We start from the raw sequence: 16,545 nt of genomic DNA, 5'->3' as shown, positions 1-16,545 counted from the left end.
CCGGTCCGCACGGTCTTCGCTCCGCATGCTCAACACGAGATGGTTTGATGTAATACGAAAGAGATTTGATGTCAGGACCCATGGAAACTTCCGAAGTGCGCTGGCATATGCTGTCAACCAGCGAAGTTGCCACGGCACTCGACGTCGGTTGTGCGGGTCTCTCTTCTCCGGAGGTGGATCGGCAATCGGCCCGCTTTGGGCCGAACGCGCTACCCCGGTCGGCGCGTCGCAATGTGTTCCTTAGGTTCCTCGCGCAATTCCATAACACGTTGATCTATGTGCTTCTTGCCGGGGCATTGGCCGCAGCGCTGCTCGATCACATGATCGACGCGGTGGTCATCGTCGCCGTCGTGATCGTGAATGCGGTGATCGGGCATATCCAGGAAGGAAAGGCTGAACAGGCGCTTGAGGCCATCCAGCAGATGATCGCGCCCAAGGCCAGCGTGGTGCGTGACGGCGTGAGGCAAACGATTCCCGTCCGCGAGATCGTGCCCGGCGATCTCGTGATGATCGAGGCCGGTGATCGCGTTCCCGCCGATCTCAGGCTTCTCCATGCGCGGCGAATGCTTATCGACGAGGCGCTGCTGACGGGCGAATCGGTGGCTGCCGAAAAGCAGGAAGCGGTGCTGCCCGAGCAGACCGATTTGGCGGATCGGCGTAATATGGCCTTTTCGGGCACGATGGTTGCGGCTGGGCACGCAAGCGGGCTCGCTGTTGCCACCGGATCTCGCACGCAGATCGGACGGATCAGTTCGCTTATCCAGTCGGTCGAACAACTGGCAACCCCGCTGCTGAAGCAGATCGACGGTTTTGCCCGGCGCTTCACCTGGTTCGTACTCGCGGGGGGGCTTGCGCTGTTCGCCTTTGCCGTTCTGGCGCGGAATTACGATTGGATCGACGCGCTGATCGCCGTGGTCGCGCTCGCCGTGGGGATCGTGCCGGAAGGGCTGCCGGCGGTCATCACGATTACTCTCGCGATCGGCGTGCGGCGGATGGCGGGGCGCAACGCCGTCATCCGAAAGCTCCCGGCCGTCGAAACGCTCGGCGCGACCTCGGTGATATGCACCGACAAGACCGGCACGCTCACACGCAACGAAATGACGGCCCGCCGCGTCATCACCGAGCGGCATACGATGATCGCGAGCGGATCCGGCTATGTTCCCGATGGTCAAATCCGGATCGTCGGGTCCGGGGACCAGGCAGAGGCTATGGCCGATGCGATGCCACTGATCCGCTGCGGGCTGCTGTGCAACGATGCCGCGCTGCGCAAGGTCGGTGCGGAATGGCGTGTCGAGGGCGATCCGATGGAGGGGGCCCTCTTCGCCCTGGCAATGAAGGCGGCCATCGATCCGGAGCAGGAGCGGGCGGAATGGGAGCGGCTCGACGAGATTCCCTTCGACGCCGCGCATCGGTTCATGGCGACGCTCTGCCGGGGTTCCAACGGCACGCGCTTGCTGTTCGTGAAGGGCGCGCCCGAAGCGCTCTTGGCGATGACCGCGCCCGACAATTGTTCCTATTGGGAGAGTTCCATCGCTACCGCCGGAAGCGATGGCGAGCGCGTTCTCGCCTTCGGCGCGAAGGAAATGCCTGCCGGCAGCGAACGGATCTCGTTCGAAGATCTCTCGACTGGCGTGTGCCTCCTGGGCCTTGTCGGCTTCATCGATCCGCCTCGTGCGGAGGTCAAGGACGCCATCGCCGAATGCCGGTCCGCCGGAATCGGCGTCAAGATGATCACTGGCGATCATGCGGCGACGGCGCTGGCGATCGCCCGGCAACTCGACCTTGCCGACGACCCGCGCGTGCTGACCGGGCTGGAACTGGAAAAGCTTCCGGACACCGAACTGGAGCAAGCGGTCGCGGATGTCTCGGTCTTTGCCCGGACCAGCCCGGAACATAAATTGCGGATCGTCCGTGCGCTGCAGGCTCAGGGAAAGATCGTCGCGATGACGGGGGACGGCGTGAACGACGCGCCGTCCCTCAAGCAGGCCGACGTCGGGGTCGCCATGGGCATCAAGGGCACCGAAGCGTCGAAAGAAGCGGCTTCCATGGTGCTGCTCGACGATAATTTTGCCTCGATCGTCAGCGCCGTTCGCGAAGGCCGAACGGTCTACGACAACATTCGCAAGGTCATTTCCTGGGAAATCCCTACGAACGGCGGTGAAACACTGGCGGTCGTATTGGCGATCCTGCTGGGCTTCGCGCTGCCGATGACGGCGACGCAGATCCTCTGGGTGAACCTCGTCCTCGCCGCCACGCTCGGCCTCGTGCTGGCGTTCGAGCCCACGGAACCCGGTGCGATGTTGCGCCGGCCACGGGAGCGCGGCGCGCCGTTGCTTTCGCCGTTCCTGCTTTGGCGTGTCCTTCTCGTCTCTGTGCTGTTCGCGGCCGTCACTCTCGGAATCTTTTTCCATGTTCTGGCGCAAGGCCGGAGCCTGGAGATGGCGCGCACCATGGTCGTCAACATGTTCATCATCGCGGAGATCTTCTACCTCTTCAACGTCCGCTATCTCCACATGACGTCCCTGACATGGCGCGGCGCGATCGGTACTCCCGCCGTGTTGATCGCGATCGGCGTTCTCGTCATCGGCCAGGCGCTCTTCACCTATGCGCCGTTCATGAACGCGATTTTCCACTCGCAGCCGCTGGGCTTCGCGGACTGGGTGTTGCTGGTGGCGTGCGGCATGCTTCTCATGCTGTCGCTGGAGGTGGAGAAGCATGTGATGCGGCGACTGGGCTGGTTTAGCGAACTTAATAATCAGGAGGACATGCCATGACGCGTGACGGTTTCCCTAAATGCATCGCGCTCGCGACCGACCTCAGCCATCGTTGCGACCGCGCCTTCGATCGCGCCCTGCTGGTAGCCCAGGCATGGCGGGCGGAGCTTATGGTCATCCACGCGCTGAACCCGCCGGAAGACGGGATGCTGTCCGTCCGACTCGGCGATCTGCCGTCCTGGCGTCGGCCTCTCGAAGACCCGGTGCGGGCGGCGCGCCATCGCATCTACCACGACCTTGTTCGCGAGGCGCCGCCAATCGACATTTCGGTCCACGTCGAAACCGGCTCGCCGGCACCGGTCGTCCTCGATATCGCCGGAAAGGGCGAGGCGGGCCTGATCGTCACCGGCGTGGCTCGCGATGGGCCGCTGGCCCGGATGCTGCTCGGCGATACCGTGGACCGGCTGATCCGCAAGGCGCCCGTTCCGATCCTGATCGTACGCGACCGCGCTTTCGAGCCTTACCGCGCCATGGTGGTCGCGACAGATTTCTCCGCGCCCGCCCGGATCGCTCTGGAGACCGCCGTCCGCTTTTTTCCCGATGCGGCTATCTCCCTTTTCCACGCCTACGATGTGCCCTTCGCGGGCTATCTCGGCCGATCGGAAATCGAACGGCAATTCGAGGGTTATGGCGAGGCTGCGGCCGACAAGTTCCTTGCCGAAGCGGGACTGTCTGATGTGGCGGCCCGGAACGTCACGCGCATGATCGAGCACGGGGTTCCCGAAGCGCTGCTTCGCGACCGTGCGGAAAATGCCGCACGTCACCTGACGGTCGTTGGAACCCATGGCGGTGGCCTCGTCTATGAGGCTATGATCGGCAGTACGGCGCGCAAGATCCTTGATGCGGTCCCGGGCGATGTCCTCCTCGTACCCGATCCCGCCAGGCGCAAGGTGAACCCGGCCGGATGACGCTGGCGATCGTTTCCAGCCTCATGGGGCTCGCCGCCCTGATCGCTGGTGCGGAGTGGCTGGTGAGGGGAGGCTCGGCGCTGGCCGCGCGGCTGGGCGTTTCGCCGCTGCTCATCGGCCTCACGATCGTGGCGCTGGGAACGAGCACGCCCGAACTCGCCGTCGGGATCGAGGCGGCGCTCCAGGGAAACGGCTCGCTCGCGGTTGGCAACATCGCCGGCACCAACACCGTCAACATCCTCCTTATCCTCGGCCTCAGCGCGATGCTGCAACCACTTGCCATTCGGATGCAGACGCTGCGTCTGGAACTGCCTGTCATCGTCATCGCGTCGGCCGCGCTACTCGTCTTTGCCTGGGACGGTGTGCTCTCGCGCCTTGAGGGGCTGTTTTTGATCACGATGGGAATGGCCTTCACGCTGACCGTCATTCGCGTCGCCCGGCGGGAAAGCATCACGGTGAAGCTGGAGTTCGCGCGGGAATTCGCGGCGCCGCGCTTTTCCCGCCGCCACGGTTTCTCCGCAATGGCGATGCTGGCCATCGGCCTCGTCGTGATCGTCGTGGGCGCCAACTGGCTGGTGGATGGTGCGGTCGCGCTTGCCCGGTTGTGGAACGTATCGGACGCCTTTATCGGACTGACGATCGTTGCGATCGGTACTTCCGCTCCTGAACTCGTTACGACGATCATTTCGACGATTCGTGGCGAGCGCGACATCGCGATCGGCAATCTGATCGGCAGCAGCGTTTACAATATTCTGGTGATTCTCGGCGCGGCCTGCCTGTTTCCGTCGAACGGGATCGAGGTCAGCGCGCAACTGATCCGGGTCGACATCCCGGTCATGTTGGGGGTCGCGCTGGCCTGCATTCCCGTATTCATCAGCGGACGCCAAATTTCGCGGTTCGAGGGTGGAATGTTTGTGAGTGCCTACTTGCTATATCTTGCCTATTTGATCAATGATCGGATTTAACCGATAAGGAAAGCGCGAGGGCATCTTTTGACAACGCCGCGATTTTCCCGCCTTTCGTCTATTATCCAGTGATTTTGGGTCGCAGGCGGTGGCTGCTGCTGTCAGGTTGCTAACGCGGGTCTTTCGATCCCGGTAGAACTTCGCACCCTTTCGATCGGAGCCTTCGCATTCGTGGACCCGCGATAGCGTAACGATTAGGGAAATCCCGGATAGACCCGAGCCCATCCGGGTCCCTCAATGGCGGCCATGATGAACATCGCGACCCTCACCCTGAACCCGACGATCGACGTCGCCTATGAAGTCGATCATGTCTACCACACCCGTAAAATGCGGACGAAGACAGAATTCTATTCGCCGGGTGGCGGGGGAATCAACGTGGCCCGTGTCTATGTCCGGCTCGGCGGGAACGCGCGGAGCTACTATCTTTCGGGCGGTGCAACCGGCCACGCGCTCGATGGTCTGCTCGACCTGCACCAGCTGGTGCGCAACCGTATCCCGATCAAGGGGCATACCAGGGTGGCCACCGCAGTGCTCGAGCGCGAAAGCGGGAAGGAATATCGCCTCGTTCCGTCCGGACCGATGGTCGAACCTGCAGAATGGCGGCAGTGCCTCAATCAGCTCCAGACGGCACAATGTGACTATCTGGTCGCGAGCGGTTCGCTCTCACCCGGCATTCCGGATGATTTCTATGGCCAGGTCGTCGCGATGATGACGGAACGCAATATACCGGTCGTGCTCGACAGTTCAGGCGCTGGCCTGCGCGGAGGCCTTGAGCAAGGCGGCGTCTTCCTCGTCAAGCCCAGCATTGGCGAGTTGCGCCAGTTCACCGGTCGGGATCTTCCCGACACGGAGTCGGTGGGACGGGCGGCCATGCAGATCGTCGGGGGCGGTCATGCGCAATATGTGGCGGTGACGATGGGGCACGAGGGCGCTCTCCTTGCCTCGGCCGAGCGCCAACTCCTGCTTCCCGCAGTGGACATCGAGGTCAGAAGCGCGGTCGGCGCGGGCGACAGTTTCCTTTCGGCGATGGTCTTTGCTATCTCCTCAGGCTGGGAGATCGAAGAAGCGTTCCGCTTCGGCATCGCGGCAGGCGCGGCGGCCGTGATGAATCCGGGGCACGATCTTGCGCGACCCGAAGACATCCGGCGGCTCTATTCGCAGGTCCGTGCAGCCTCCTGAACCTTGCGTTGAACTTGAGCGTACTCCACCGACCAGTTCATGATCGTGGTTCCCGGTCGCGAAATTCGCGACCGGTTCGGCGCACTGCCGGTCAAGTGTTCGGCTGTTTCGATTTCACGGCGTATTATTGTTTCGCTTGATCGGAGAACTGATCGAAGGCCTCGACCGCCTGCGCGGCATACATGAGGCTGGGGCCAGCGCCCATGTAGAGCGCCATGCCCATCGTCTCCATCACTTCATCGCGCGTGGCGCCATGCTTGACGGCGGCCTTCGAATGGAAGGCAACGCAGCCGTCGCAGCGGATGGCGACCGAGATGGCAAGAGCGATCAGTTCCTTGGTCTTGGCATCGAGCGCCCCGGCCTTGGTGGCCGCAGTCGCCATGGCGGAAAAGGCCTGCATCACGTCGGGCGTGCCGAGCCGCACTTCCTTGATGGCGCCATTCAGCTCGGTCGCCATTTTCGGCCAGTCCTTGTGCATATCGTCTCCTGTAAAGTTCAGCGTCCGAGAAGGGCAAGCAGTCGGTAAGCCGCGACGATGCGATCGCTTCGCGCGCGAGCTTCGCTGACCGCTGCGGCGGTTGCCTCGCGTTCGGCATCGAGCAGATCGAGCTGGGGCTTCATCCCCACGCGAACCTCGTGGCGCACGCTGTCGCGCGCCTGTCCGGCGGCAAGGGCTTGCTGGGAAGCAGCCGCTTCGACCAGGGCGGCCGAGCGCACCCCGGAAAAGGCGCTGATCGTCTGTTCATCGACGGCGGCGCGTGCGGCGCGCATACGCGCATCGGCGGCCCTGACCGCACTATCGGATTCGGTAATCTTGGCTGAGACTCGCCCGCCCGCGAATATCTGCCAGCGCGCCCGCACGCCGACCGTGGCGGCATCGGAGCGATAATCGGGAAAGAACTGGTCACGCACCGTCGAACCTTCGGCGAAGGCGCCGATCGTGGGCAGGCGTTCGGCCCGCGCGCCCCGCGCGCCGGCCTGGGCGGCATCCAATGCCGCTTCGGCTTGCGCCAGCGCCGGGTTGTTCCCGCGGGCGCTGTCGAGCGCTTCATCGAGCGAGGCAGGCAGGACCGGACTTGCCGGAATGGGCTGGAGATCCTGCGGGGCAAGGCCAGTGAGGTTGGTGAATCGCGCATCGGCCGAGATGGCAAAGCCGCGCGCGCCTTCAAGGGCTGCCTGTGCTTCGGCAAGGCGCGCCGCCGCCTGCGCAACATCGGTGCTGGGGCTTTCGCCTGCCTTGAAGCGGAGCCGGGCCTGGCGCTGGATCTCCTCCATCTGGCCGACCATCTGTTCATAGAGCGCTATCATTCGGTGCGTGGTCAGCACGTCGCCATAGGCTTGGACCGTCGCGACAACGATCTGGCTGCGGGTCATCGTTTCACCGGCGCGTGCTGCTTCGCTGCCCGCTTTCGCCTGTGCGATCCCGGCGCTGACCCTGCCGCCCATAAAGAGGGGCTGTTCGATAGTGAGCTGCGCCGCGCGCGGCGTGACGTTGGCCGCCGGAAGCCCGAAGAAACCCTGCGGATCGAGTCGTCCATAGCCGATCGTCCCGCTCAGCGTCGCGGTTGGCAGACCCTGGCCGCGTGCTTCCCTGATCCGGGCGTCGGCCGCATCGGCATCGGCCCCCGCCGCCTCGATTTCCGGCGCGTGGTTCACGGCGGCCGCAATGGCTTCTTCAAGCGTCGTTGCCTGCGCGGGCATGGCGACACTCGCCAGCAGGCCGGCGAGCAGGGGGAGGGGGATCGTCCGCCTGAGCGTCATTTGAAGGCGGTTCCCGGACGGACGCCGAACGCCTTGAACACCATCGCAGCCGGGCAGAAACCAGTGAAGCTTGCCTGAAGCATATTGAGGCCGGCAAAGGCGGTGAGCGCGATCCACCAGGGATGCACGGTCAGCGACAGGACGACGCCGAGCAGTACGACACAACCGGCGAACGCCATCACGGCACGATCGAGAGTCATCAGTCTCACTCCTTCGCTTGGGAAACCAGAAGCCGGGGCATCAGAAACGCAGCTTGCGGATGCCCATCGCGTGCATGGCGAGCTTTTCGTAGAAGGGCTCGCTCTCGCCCTTGCGGACCTTGCGCAGGAAATATTTCTCAAAGCCGACCTTGGCCAGATGGACCCATTTGCCGCTGGACGACCAGTTGACGTTGCGCGGCGGGATCTGCGGCTGGGCGACGAAGGCGACGCCTCCGTCGCCAAAATCGGCGAGACACACCGCGTTCCACGTCGCTTCCGCCGTCGGCTCCTGGCCGTCGAGAACCAGCGAGAGATTGGCGGCGATCGCCGTGACCATGGATTCGATCATGAAACCGGTCTTGGGCACGCCCACCGGAACCGGCGTCGGGCCGGTCGGCGGGATGGCGACACAGACACCGAGCGCGAATATCTCGGGGAAGGCCGGATTGCGCTGGTGCTTGTCGACGATGATGAAGCCGCGCGGATTGGCCAGCCCTTCGATATTGCTGACCGCGGGGACGCCCCGGAACGCAGGGAGCATCATCGAGAAGCCGAAGGGCAGGTCGTGCGTCTTCTTCACCGCGCCGTCCTCGCCGACTTCCTCGACGTGCATGACGCCGGGCTCGACCTTGGTGACGCGGGCGTTGGTGATCCATTTGATGTGGCGATCACGCAGCTCGCTCTCGAGCAGCGACTTGGTATCGCCGACGCCGTCGAGCCCAAGGTGGCCGATATAGGGTTCGGGCGTCACATAGATCATCGGCACCTTGTCGCGGATCTTGCGCTTGCGCAGTTCGGTGTCGAGGATCATCGCGAATTCGTAGGCCGGGCCGTAGCAGGACGCGCCCTGCACCGCGCCGACGACGATCGGGCCGGGATTTTGTGCAAAGGCATCGAACGCATCGGCGGCGGCTGAGGCGTGGGGCGTCTGGCAGATGGAGAGGGTATGGCCGCCATGCGGACCCAGCCCCTCGATCTCGTCGAACGCGAGTTCCGGGCCGGTAGCGATTACAAGATAATCGTAATTGATGGATGAGCCGTCATTGAGTTCGAGTCGCTTTTCGCCGGCATGCAGCCGCTTCGCGCCGACCGAGGTGAAGCCGATCTTCTTTTTGGCGAACACGGGAGGGAGGTGGACCTGGATGGCTTCAGGCTCGCGCCAGCGCACGGCGACCCAGGGATTGGACGGGATGAAGTTGTAGGTATCGCTATCGGATACCGTCATCACGTCGGCGCGGTCTTTGACGGCAGCCTTGATCTCATAGGAGGCGATCGTGCCTCCCAGACCCGCGCCCAGCACCACGATCAAAGGCTTGCCCATCTGCGATCCTTCCATGTCTCAATGGCATTGACGAATATCATCATTACACGTTATATGCAAATAACAAAGTTGAGGAAGCTGCCATGTTCGGATTCAAGAAACGTGATGCCCACCGTGAGATCGGCCCCGCCGAGCTGGACGCCATGCTGAAGGGCGGCAAGGCGCTCCTGATCGACGTGCGCGAGACAGGCGAGTTCGCCGCCGGCCACATACTGGGCGCAATAAACATGCCACTGTCGGGCTTTTCACCTCGTAACATCCCTGATCCCAAGGGCCGGACTGTCGTGCTGCAATGCGCGGGCGGAAAGCGCTCGGGCCAGGCACTCGATCAATGCGCGGCGGCGCAGAGCGCGATCGACACCCACCTCGCTGGCGGGATCGGTGCGTGGAAAGACGCCGGCTTCCCGGTCGTTGGTGATTGAGAGCCTGAAAGAGAACCAAAAAAGAGGGGTATCGGCGGCATGATGAGCGGCAGGGGCAAGTGGCTCTGGTTGGCGGGCGCCGCGCTGGCGCTGTCGGCATGCGGGAGCAAGCCGGAGCAGGAGCAGGCGGCGGCGACGCTACCCGCCGGGGAAACTCTGCGGCTCGCCGCAACCGAAATCCCGGACATGAAGGTAGTCGGCGCGGAGATCGCCACGCGCGACCAGGCCGAAGTGCTCGCCCGCATCCCCGGCATCCTCACGTCGCTTTCCGTCCGTGCCGGCGACACGGTGCAAAAGGGCCAGCGGATCGGCATGATCGTCGATTCGCGGCTCGGCTATGAGACAAGCGCCTATGGCGCCCAGACCGCCGCCGCCCAGGCCGAAGCCGCGCGGACCAATGCCGATCTCGCCCGCATTCGCGATCTCTATGGCCAAGGCGTCTATGCCAAGGCGCGCCTGGATCAGGCCGTTGCGGCCGCGCGCGCGGCCGATGCGCAGGTTGCTGCCGCTCGGGCGCAGCAGGGCGCAAGCGTCAGCGTCGCGGGGCAGGGGGCGGTGATCGCCCCGGCGAGCGGTCGGGTGCTTCGCGCCGATATTCCCGCCGGATCACCGGTGGCGCCGGGCATGTCGATCGCGACGGTTACCGCGGGGCCGCCGGTGCTGCGGTTGATGCTGCCGGAGTCGGTTGCCGGACAGGTCCATCCCGGTGCGCGCGTGATCGTCAATGAAGCGGATATGCCGTCCGGGCAGCGCGAAGGCAGTGTGGCGCAGGTCTATCCCGCGATCACTGGCGGCCAGGTCCGCGTCGATGCGACTTTGCCTGGGCTTTCCACCCAATTCATCGGCCGCCGCGTGAGCGCGTCGGTCGAGATCGGCACGCGCAAGGCGCTGGTCGTGCCGCGCTCCTTCATCACCACGCGCTATGGCATGGATCAGGTGCAGATCGTCGCGGAAGGCAAGCGGCTCAGCATGGTGCCGGTCCAGATCGCGCCGACGGCCGATCCCGCCCTGGTCGAGATATTGAGCGGTGCGGCCGCCGGCGACGTGCTGTTCGCCCCCGGTAAGCCGGCCAAGGCTCCGCGGCCATGAATCTCGGTGTTTCCGGTCGCCTCACCAGGGCCACTATCGCTTCCCCCCTGACGCCGCTGTTTCTGCTGGCGGCGATCGCTGTCGGTCTGCTGGCTCTTCTTTCCATCCCAAGGGAGGAGGAACCGCAGATCAGCGTGCCGATGGTGGACATTCAGGTGATGGCGCCCGGCCTGTCCGCCGCCGATGCGACCGAGCTGGTGGGCATTCCGCTCGAAACCATCGTCAAGAGCGTCGACGGGGTGGAGCATGTCTATACCCAGGCGCAGGACGATGGCGTAATGGTGACGGCGCGCTTCCTCGTCGGGTCGAACCCGGAGGATGCAGCGATCCGCATCGAGGAGAAGCTGCGCGCCAATTGGGATCGTAAGCCGGTCGGCATCCCCGATCCCAAGGTGACGGTGCGCGGCATTAACGACGTTCCCGCTGTCGTCCTGACCCTTGCCCCCAAGCCCGGCGCGGCAGGGCAGTGGAACGATGCCAGCCTCTACGAACTCGCCGCGAAGCTGCGCACCGAGATCGCCAAGGTCGACAATGTCGGGATCAGCTTCCTCGTCGGTGGCCGCCCCGAGGAAATCCGCATTGCGCCCGATCCGGCCAGGCTCCGCCAGTATGGCGTGCCGCTGGGGAGCGTGATCGAGGCCGCGAGCCAGGCCAATCGGTCCTTTCCGCTGGGTAATATCCGCGAGGACGGCAAGGCGGTCGGCGTCACGGCGGGCCGCACCCTGTCATCGGCGCAGGAGGTCGGACTTCTGACCGTGCGCTCTGCCTCCGGCTCGCCCGTCTATCTGCGCGACGTTGCCAGCGTAACGCAGGGGCCGCGCGAGGATCAGGCGCGGGCGTGGCGCTGGGCGAAGGAGGAAAACGGCAAGTGGCATAGCGCCCCCGCCGTCAGCATCGCCTTCGCCAAGCGCGCCGGCGCCAATGCCGTGGTGGTGTCCGATGCGATCCTCGAGCGCGTCGAGAGCCTGAAAGGCAAGCTCATCCCCGATGACGTCACGGTCGCCGTCACCCGCAACTATGGCGAGACGGCGAACGAGAAGGCCAACGAGCTGCTGTTCCATCTGGCGCTGGCGACCGTCTCCATCGTCGTGCTGATCGGCTTCGCGATCGGGTGGCGCGAGGCGGGCGTGACCGCCGTGGTCATTCCGACGACGATCCTGCTGACCATGTTCGCCTCGAACCTCATGGGCTACACCATCAACCGCGTCAGCCTGTTCGCGCTGATCTTCTCGATCGGCATCCTCGTCGACGACGCGATCGTCATGATCGAGAATATCGCGCGCCATTGGGCGATGGACGATGACCGCAACCGTACCCAGGCCGCGATCGAGGCGGTGGCGGAGGTCGGCAATCCCACGGTGGTCGCGACATTGACCGTGGTTGCGGCGCTGCTGCCGATGCTGTTCGTTTCCGGCCTGATGGGCCCCTACATGGCTCCCATCCCGGTCAATGCGTCGGCGGCGATGATCTTTTCCTTCTTCGTCGCCGTGGTCATTGCGCCGTGGCTGATGATCCGTTTTGCCCGCAAGACGCTCGGCTCTGGCCACGGCCATGACGAGAGCGGCGGCAAGCTGGGGCAGCTCTATGCCCGTGTCGCGCATCGCGTCATCGATACGAAGAAGTCCGCCCGCAATTTCCTGATCGCGGTGGGCGTGGCGACACTGGTCGCCTGCTCGATGTTCTATTTCAAGGCCGTTACCGTGAAGCTGCTGCCCTTCGACAACAAGTCGGAGGTTCAGGTCGTGGTCGATATGCCCGAAGGCACCGCGCTCGAAAACACGGGCCGCGTGCTGGAAGATGTTGCCGGCGTGGTGCGAGGCTTGCCCGAAGCGACGGCGATGGAGGCCTATGTCGGCACATCGGCGCCGTTCAACTTCAACGGCCTTGTCCGCCATTATTTCCTGCGCTCGCAGCCCGAGCAGGGCGATGTGATGGTGACGCTGCTGCCCAAGGGGGATCGCAGCCGGTCCAGCCATCAGATTGCGCTCGACCTGCGCCAGCGGCTGAAGGCGCTGCGCTTGCCCAATGGCGCATCTATCAAGGTGGTCGAGACGCCTCCAGGACCGCCCGTCCTCGCGACCCTGCTGGCCGAGGTCTATGGCCCCGACGAAGTCACGCGCCAGAAGACAGCGTCCGAGCTGGAAAAGATCTTCAAGTCCGTCCCCTTCATCGTCGACGTGGACAACAGCTTCGGCGAGGCGCGCCCGAAGCTCCGCCTCGACGTGCAGCGCGACCGGCTCGATTATTACGGCCTTTCCCAGCGGCAGGTCGCCGACAGCATCGGTATGCTCATGGGGAGCCAGACTGTCGGCTACGCGCCGCGCGGCGATGGCCGCAGCCCACTACCGATTACAATCGCGCTGGAACAGAAGGACCGCAGCTGGACGCAAGCCTTGTCGAGTATGCCTGTCGCACAGACGCCGGGCGGCCAGCTCATCGACCTTGGCGCGGTGGTCGAAGCGCGCACCGAGACGGGGAGTCCTGCGATCTTCCGCCGTGACGGTCGATATGCCGACATGGTCACGGCCGAGCTGGCCGGAGCCTATGAAGCGCCGATCTACGGCATGATCGAAGTGAACCGCGCGGTCGATGCCTATGACTGGGCGGCCAAGGGCCTCCAGAAGCCGGAAATCCGTCTCAACGGTCAGCCCGAGGATGAGAGCGTGCCGTCCCTGCTCTGGGATGGCGAATGGGAGATCACCTGGGTCACGTTCCGCGACATGGGCGGCGCCTTCATGGTCGCGCTGCTGGCGATCTACATCATCGTCGTCGCGCAGTTCAAAAGCTTCCGCCTGCCGCTCGTGATCCTGACGCCGGTGCCGCTCACGCTGGTCGGGATCGTCATTGGCCACATGCTGTTCCGTGCACCGTTTACGGCAACCTCGATGATAGGGTTCATCGCGCTCGCCGGTATCATCGTGCGCAACTCGATCCTGCTGGTCGACTTCATCCGCCATTCGGCCACGCCGGACAAATCGCTGCGCGACGTGCTGCTGGAAGCCGGCACGATCCGGTTCAAGCCGATCGTTCTCACGGCCGCCGCGGCGATGATTGGCGCGGCCGTGATCCTGACCGATCCGATCTTTCAGGGTTTGGCGATCTCGCTGCTGTTCGGCCTTGCGTCCTCGACGCTGCTGACCGTGCTGGTTATTCCGGCCATTTACATCGTGCTTCGAGATGATGGGAAACCCGCGACCAGATGATGCCGCTTGAGACGCCCCTTGCACAACTCGCCGAGCACGCCGCCCATGCGGCGAGCGTGCTGAAGCTGCTGGCCAATGAACAGCGTCTGCTGATCCTGTGCCGGCTGACCCAGGGCGAATTCTCCGTCGGGGAGATGGTGGAGTTGTGCGGGCAATCGCAATCCAGCGTGTCCCAGCATCTGGGGAAATTGCGAGAAGGGGGTCTGGTCAAGACCCGGCGCGAGGCGACGACGATCTACTACAGCCTTGCTGACAGCGACGTCCGCAAGTTGATCGACATGCTCTGCGATCGCTTCGGTCCCGGTGCTGGACAATCCTGAGAAATCCGATGCGACGCGCCGTCCTTCCGCTCCTGTCCATGGTCTCTCTCGGGGCTTGCGCCTCGAATGAGCCGCCGTCGGATCCGGCGGTGATGGTGCAGGAGGCACAAGCGCGCTCCGATATCCTGGCCGACCGCTTCCAGAAGGAATTATTGAGCGCGCTGACCGCCGCGATGGCGGCGGATGGTCCGCAAGGCGCGATCAGCGTCTGTTCGAGCATAGCGCCCGCGCTCGCCGCGCAGATCTCCGAGGAAAGCGGAGCGACCGTCCGGCGCACGGCGCTGCGCACGCGTAATCCCGCTGCCAGTCCTGACGCTACCGAACGCCGCGTCATGGAGAGCTGGGCCGCCGCGCCGTTTGGCGTCGACGGCAAGCCCAGGCGCTGGTCGGCGTATGAGGGCGGGCAATATCGCTATATGCGCGCCATACCGACCATGCCCATGTGCCTCGCTTGCCATGGCGAGAATGTCGCCCCGGAGGTGATGGCGGCGATCCGCGCGCATTATCCCGCAGATCAGGCGACGGGTTTTGCTTCCGGCCAGCTTCGGGGCGCCTTTTCGATCCGGTGGGAGGAGGCAGCCCTGGCGCGTGCGATCAAAGGCGGGGAGGGCGCGCAGCGAGGTCTGCACCCATGACGATCTTGCGCGCGCTTGCGCTGGCCCGATTTTACAGCGCTGCGGCAGCTGTCGCCTACCGCTCAGCGGCGCCGTGATCGCCAGAGTGCTTTGCCATCAGGTTCGGCCCGGCAGCATTCGGCGCAAGGTATCATCCTTGACGATGTAATGATGGAAGAGAGCGGCAAGGGCGTGAAAGCCGATCAGGAAATATCCGATGGTCCCGACTGTCTCGTGCCAATCCTTCATCTGTCCCGCCAGGGCTTTGCTCTGGCCGACAAGAGCCGGCAGTTCCAGACCGAAGAATGGAATCGGCTTGCCCGACGCACTCAGGATCACCCAGCCCGCCAAGGGCATCGCCAGCATGAACGCGTAGAGTGCGAGATGCGTCGCATTGGCTAAAAGCGTCTGCCATGACGGCGGTTCCGGCGTGATCGGGGGGGTGCGCTGGCTGAGGCGTGCCAGCAGGCGGATGATCGCCAGCGCCAGAACGGTGAGTCCGAGTATGAAATGCCAGGTTTTCAGCCCCTCGCGGATGTCGGTTCCCTTGGGATAGTTCTCCCGCAGGAGAATGGTAGCGTAAACGACCGAGATCAGCAGCACCATGAGCCAGTGCAGAGTGATCGACAGGGAAGAGAAGCGGTTACGGATATCGGTTGTACTCATGGCGAACCTCCCATCAATTTTCATATTGCCAGCGAGATGAGAAAAATGCCTTGATCCTTCTCAAGAAGCTTTGCGCCGAACAACCGCAATAACCGGTCAGCTGCGCTTGCGGACAAATTCCGCACGAAGCACCAAACCTTTGATGCCTTCATACCGGCAGTCGATTTCCTGCGGGTCATCCGTGAGGCGGATCGACTTTATCAGCGTTCCCCGCCTCAGAGTCTGGCCGGCGCCCTTGACGACCAGATCCTTGATCAACGTGACCTGGTCGCCGTCGGCAAGCAGGTTGCCCACGGCATCGCGGACTTCGATCCGGTCCGCGGTGGCGCGCCGTTCCTTCAGTTCGGATGCAGCCATCCATTCACCGGATTCTTCATCGTAGACATATTCATCTTCGCTCATGGAGTTCTCCATCGGTCAGGAATGTGCGTCAGGCACCGAACAGATCGCGTTCAATCAGCCAGGCGCGCATTGCCAGCAATGCGGCGACGAGGGCAGCCACGGCAAAGGCTCTGGCGTCGAGCGTGATCCACGCAACAGCGCCTGCAAGCCCGCCAATAAGGAAGACCAGCCAAAAGGATGCATGCAAGCCAAGCTGGCGATAGTTCGCGTGATGCCGTCCGCCGGCCAATGCCTCCCCGAACCGCACGACCTGCGTGGAGGGCGAAATAGCCTCCTGCAGGTCGGGATCATCCCTCTCAAAAGTGCAATGAGCACTACCCATGGCCATCGCGATCAGCACGGCCGGGATGATCGCCAGATGCGAGAGGAATGTCAGATAGGCGGCGGCCAACGCGATTGCGGTACAAACGAGCGCGATTGTGCGCCGGTACCGGCCTAGCCAGTGCGTAATCAAGGTCGTGAGGACCACACCCCCCACGAAGCTGAAGATCATTCCGCCCACAAATTTCGTGATACCAAAGCCACCGGGAAGGCTCGTGCCCAGAACAGTGGCGTTGGCCTCGGGCGAGGCAAGGAAGACGTGCCCGAATGCCAGAAAGCCGGCTGCATTGATCGCGCCGGCAAGGGCCGCCAGCATGGCGGCCAGTTGGACCAGCGCGCGCTGCGCTCTGCCGATATCCAGGGAGCTGGGCCGTCTGCCTGTCCGATCCGGTTCGCTCAT

General features: G+C 63.9%; 16 protein-coding genes. 9 read left to right on the top strand and 7 right to left on the bottom strand.

Annotated features, from left to right (window positions below; translation table 11 throughout):
* The first annotated feature begins 68 nt into the window (after nt 1–68).
* From K663_RS08760 to K663_RS08745, 4 genes are all read left to right on the top strand, one after another.
* Nucleotides 69–2,774, top strand: a complete 2,706-nt coding sequence (locus tag K663_RS08760) for an HAD-IC family P-type ATPase (protein WP_030090327.1) — start codon at nt 69–71, stop codon at nt 2,772–2,774.
* The gene (locus K663_RS08755; protein ID WP_021246219.1) at nt 2,771–3,682 is read left to right on the top strand and encodes a universal stress protein; all 912 of its coding nucleotides are present in this window, start codon (nt 2,771–2,773) and stop codon (nt 3,680–3,682) included. Before K663_RS08760 ends, K663_RS08755 begins: the two co-directional genes overlap by 4 nt.
* Nucleotides 3,679–4,647 (top strand): calcium/sodium antiporter, encoded by a 969-nt coding sequence (locus K663_RS08750; protein ID WP_030090329.1) that lies wholly within the window; start codon nt 3,679–3,681, stop codon nt 4,645–4,647. The genes K663_RS08755 and K663_RS08750 overlap by 4 nt, the downstream gene beginning before the upstream one ends.
* Nucleotides 4,648–4,893: 246 nt before the next feature.
* Nucleotides 4,894–5,826 (top strand): 1-phosphofructokinase family hexose kinase, encoded by a 933-nt coding sequence (locus K663_RS08745; protein ID WP_030090330.1) that lies wholly within the window; start codon nt 4,894–4,896, stop codon nt 5,824–5,826.
* Nucleotides 5,827–5,950: 124 nt separating this feature from the next.
* On the opposite strand, the gene K663_RS08740 is transcribed toward K663_RS08745, so the two are convergent.
* From K663_RS08740 to K663_RS08725, 4 genes are read right to left on the bottom strand one after another with little or no spacing between them, the layout of a single operon-like run.
* A complete protein-coding gene (locus tag K663_RS08740) occupies nt 5,951–6,304 on the bottom strand; it encodes a carboxymuconolactone decarboxylase family protein (protein ID WP_030090331.1) in 354 nt (117 codons plus the stop codon).
* Between the two features lie 17 nt (nt 6,305–6,321).
* Nucleotides 6,322–7,587, bottom strand: a complete 1,266-nt coding sequence (locus K663_RS08735) for a TolC family outer membrane protein (RefSeq protein WP_030090332.1) — start codon at nt 7,585–7,587, stop codon at nt 6,322–6,324.
* Complete coding sequence (locus K663_RS08730; protein WP_021246224.1) at nt 7,584–7,787, bottom strand: YgaP family membrane protein; 204 nt, start codon at nt 7,785–7,787, stop codon at nt 7,584–7,586. Before K663_RS08730 ends, K663_RS08735 begins: the two co-directional genes overlap by 4 nt.
* Before the next feature lie 40 nt (nt 7,788–7,827).
* Nucleotides 7,828–9,108, bottom strand: a complete 1,281-nt coding sequence (locus K663_RS08725) for an NAD(P)/FAD-dependent oxidoreductase (RefSeq protein ID WP_030090333.1) — start codon at nt 9,106–9,108, stop codon at nt 7,828–7,830.
* A gap of 83 nt (nt 9,109–9,191) precedes the next feature.
* Between K663_RS08725 and K663_RS08720 the strand changes: the two genes are divergently transcribed.
* The 5 genes from K663_RS08720 (at nt 9,192) to K663_RS08700 (ending at nt 14,777) form a co-directional block, all read left to right on the top strand.
* The gene (locus tag K663_RS08720) at nt 9,192–9,530 is read left to right on the top strand and encodes a rhodanese-like domain-containing protein (protein WP_021246226.1); all 339 of its coding nucleotides are present in this window, start codon (nt 9,192–9,194) and stop codon (nt 9,528–9,530) included.
* Nucleotides 9,531–9,569: 39 nt separating this feature from the next.
* Entirely contained in the window at nt 9,570–10,619 is a 1,050-nt protein-coding gene (locus K663_RS08715) for an efflux RND transporter periplasmic adaptor subunit (protein ID WP_030090334.1), read from the top strand.
* Nucleotides 10,616–13,822 carry an efflux RND transporter permease subunit gene (locus tag K663_RS08710; RefSeq protein ID WP_030090335.1) on the top strand — a complete coding sequence of 1,069 codons (3,207 nt, stop codon included), beginning with the start codon at nt 10,616–10,618 and terminating at the stop codon, nt 13,820–13,822. The genes K663_RS08715 and K663_RS08710 overlap by 4 nt, the downstream gene beginning before the upstream one ends.
* Nucleotides 13,819–14,142: an ArsR/SmtB family transcription factor gene (locus K663_RS08705; protein WP_030090336.1), complete on the top strand. Its 324-nt coding sequence runs from the start codon at nt 13,819–13,821 to the stop codon at nt 14,140–14,142. The genes K663_RS08710 and K663_RS08705 overlap by 4 nt, the downstream gene beginning before the upstream one ends.
* Before the next feature lie 92 nt (nt 14,143–14,234).
* Nucleotides 14,235–14,777, top strand: a complete 543-nt coding sequence (locus tag K663_RS08700; protein ID WP_231746296.1) for a Tll0287-like domain-containing protein — start codon at nt 14,235–14,237, stop codon at nt 14,775–14,777.
* A gap of 96 nt (nt 14,778–14,873) precedes the next feature.
* Here the strand turns inward: K663_RS08700 and K663_RS08695 are convergent, their stop codons facing one another.
* The 3 genes from K663_RS08695 to K663_RS08685 all read right to left on the bottom strand — a co-directional run bounded on the left by K663_RS08695 (nt 14,874) and on the right by K663_RS08685 (nt 16,545).
* Entirely contained in the window at nt 14,874–15,422 is a 549-nt protein-coding gene (locus tag K663_RS08695) for a cytochrome b (RefSeq protein WP_030090338.1), read from the bottom strand.
* Nucleotides 15,423–15,518: 96 nt separating this feature from the next.
* On the bottom strand, nt 15,519–15,824 hold the full coding sequence (locus K663_RS08690) for an alkylphosphonate utilization protein (RefSeq protein WP_030090339.1): 306 nt from the start codon (nt 15,822–15,824) through the stop codon (nt 15,519–15,521).
* A 28-nt stretch (nt 15,825–15,852) separates the two neighbouring features.
* A complete protein-coding gene (locus tag K663_RS08685) occupies nt 15,853–16,545 on the bottom strand; it encodes a DUF1275 family protein (RefSeq protein ID WP_030090340.1) in 693 nt (230 codons plus the stop codon).

The sequence above is a fragment of the Sphingobium sp. MI1205 genome, assembly GCF_001563285.1.
Lineage (GTDB): Bacteria > Pseudomonadota > Alphaproteobacteria > Sphingomonadales > Sphingomonadaceae > Sphingobium.
The sequence above is the reverse complement of the archived record's forward strand: the minus strand, read 5'-3'. Positions and strand labels throughout refer to the sequence as shown.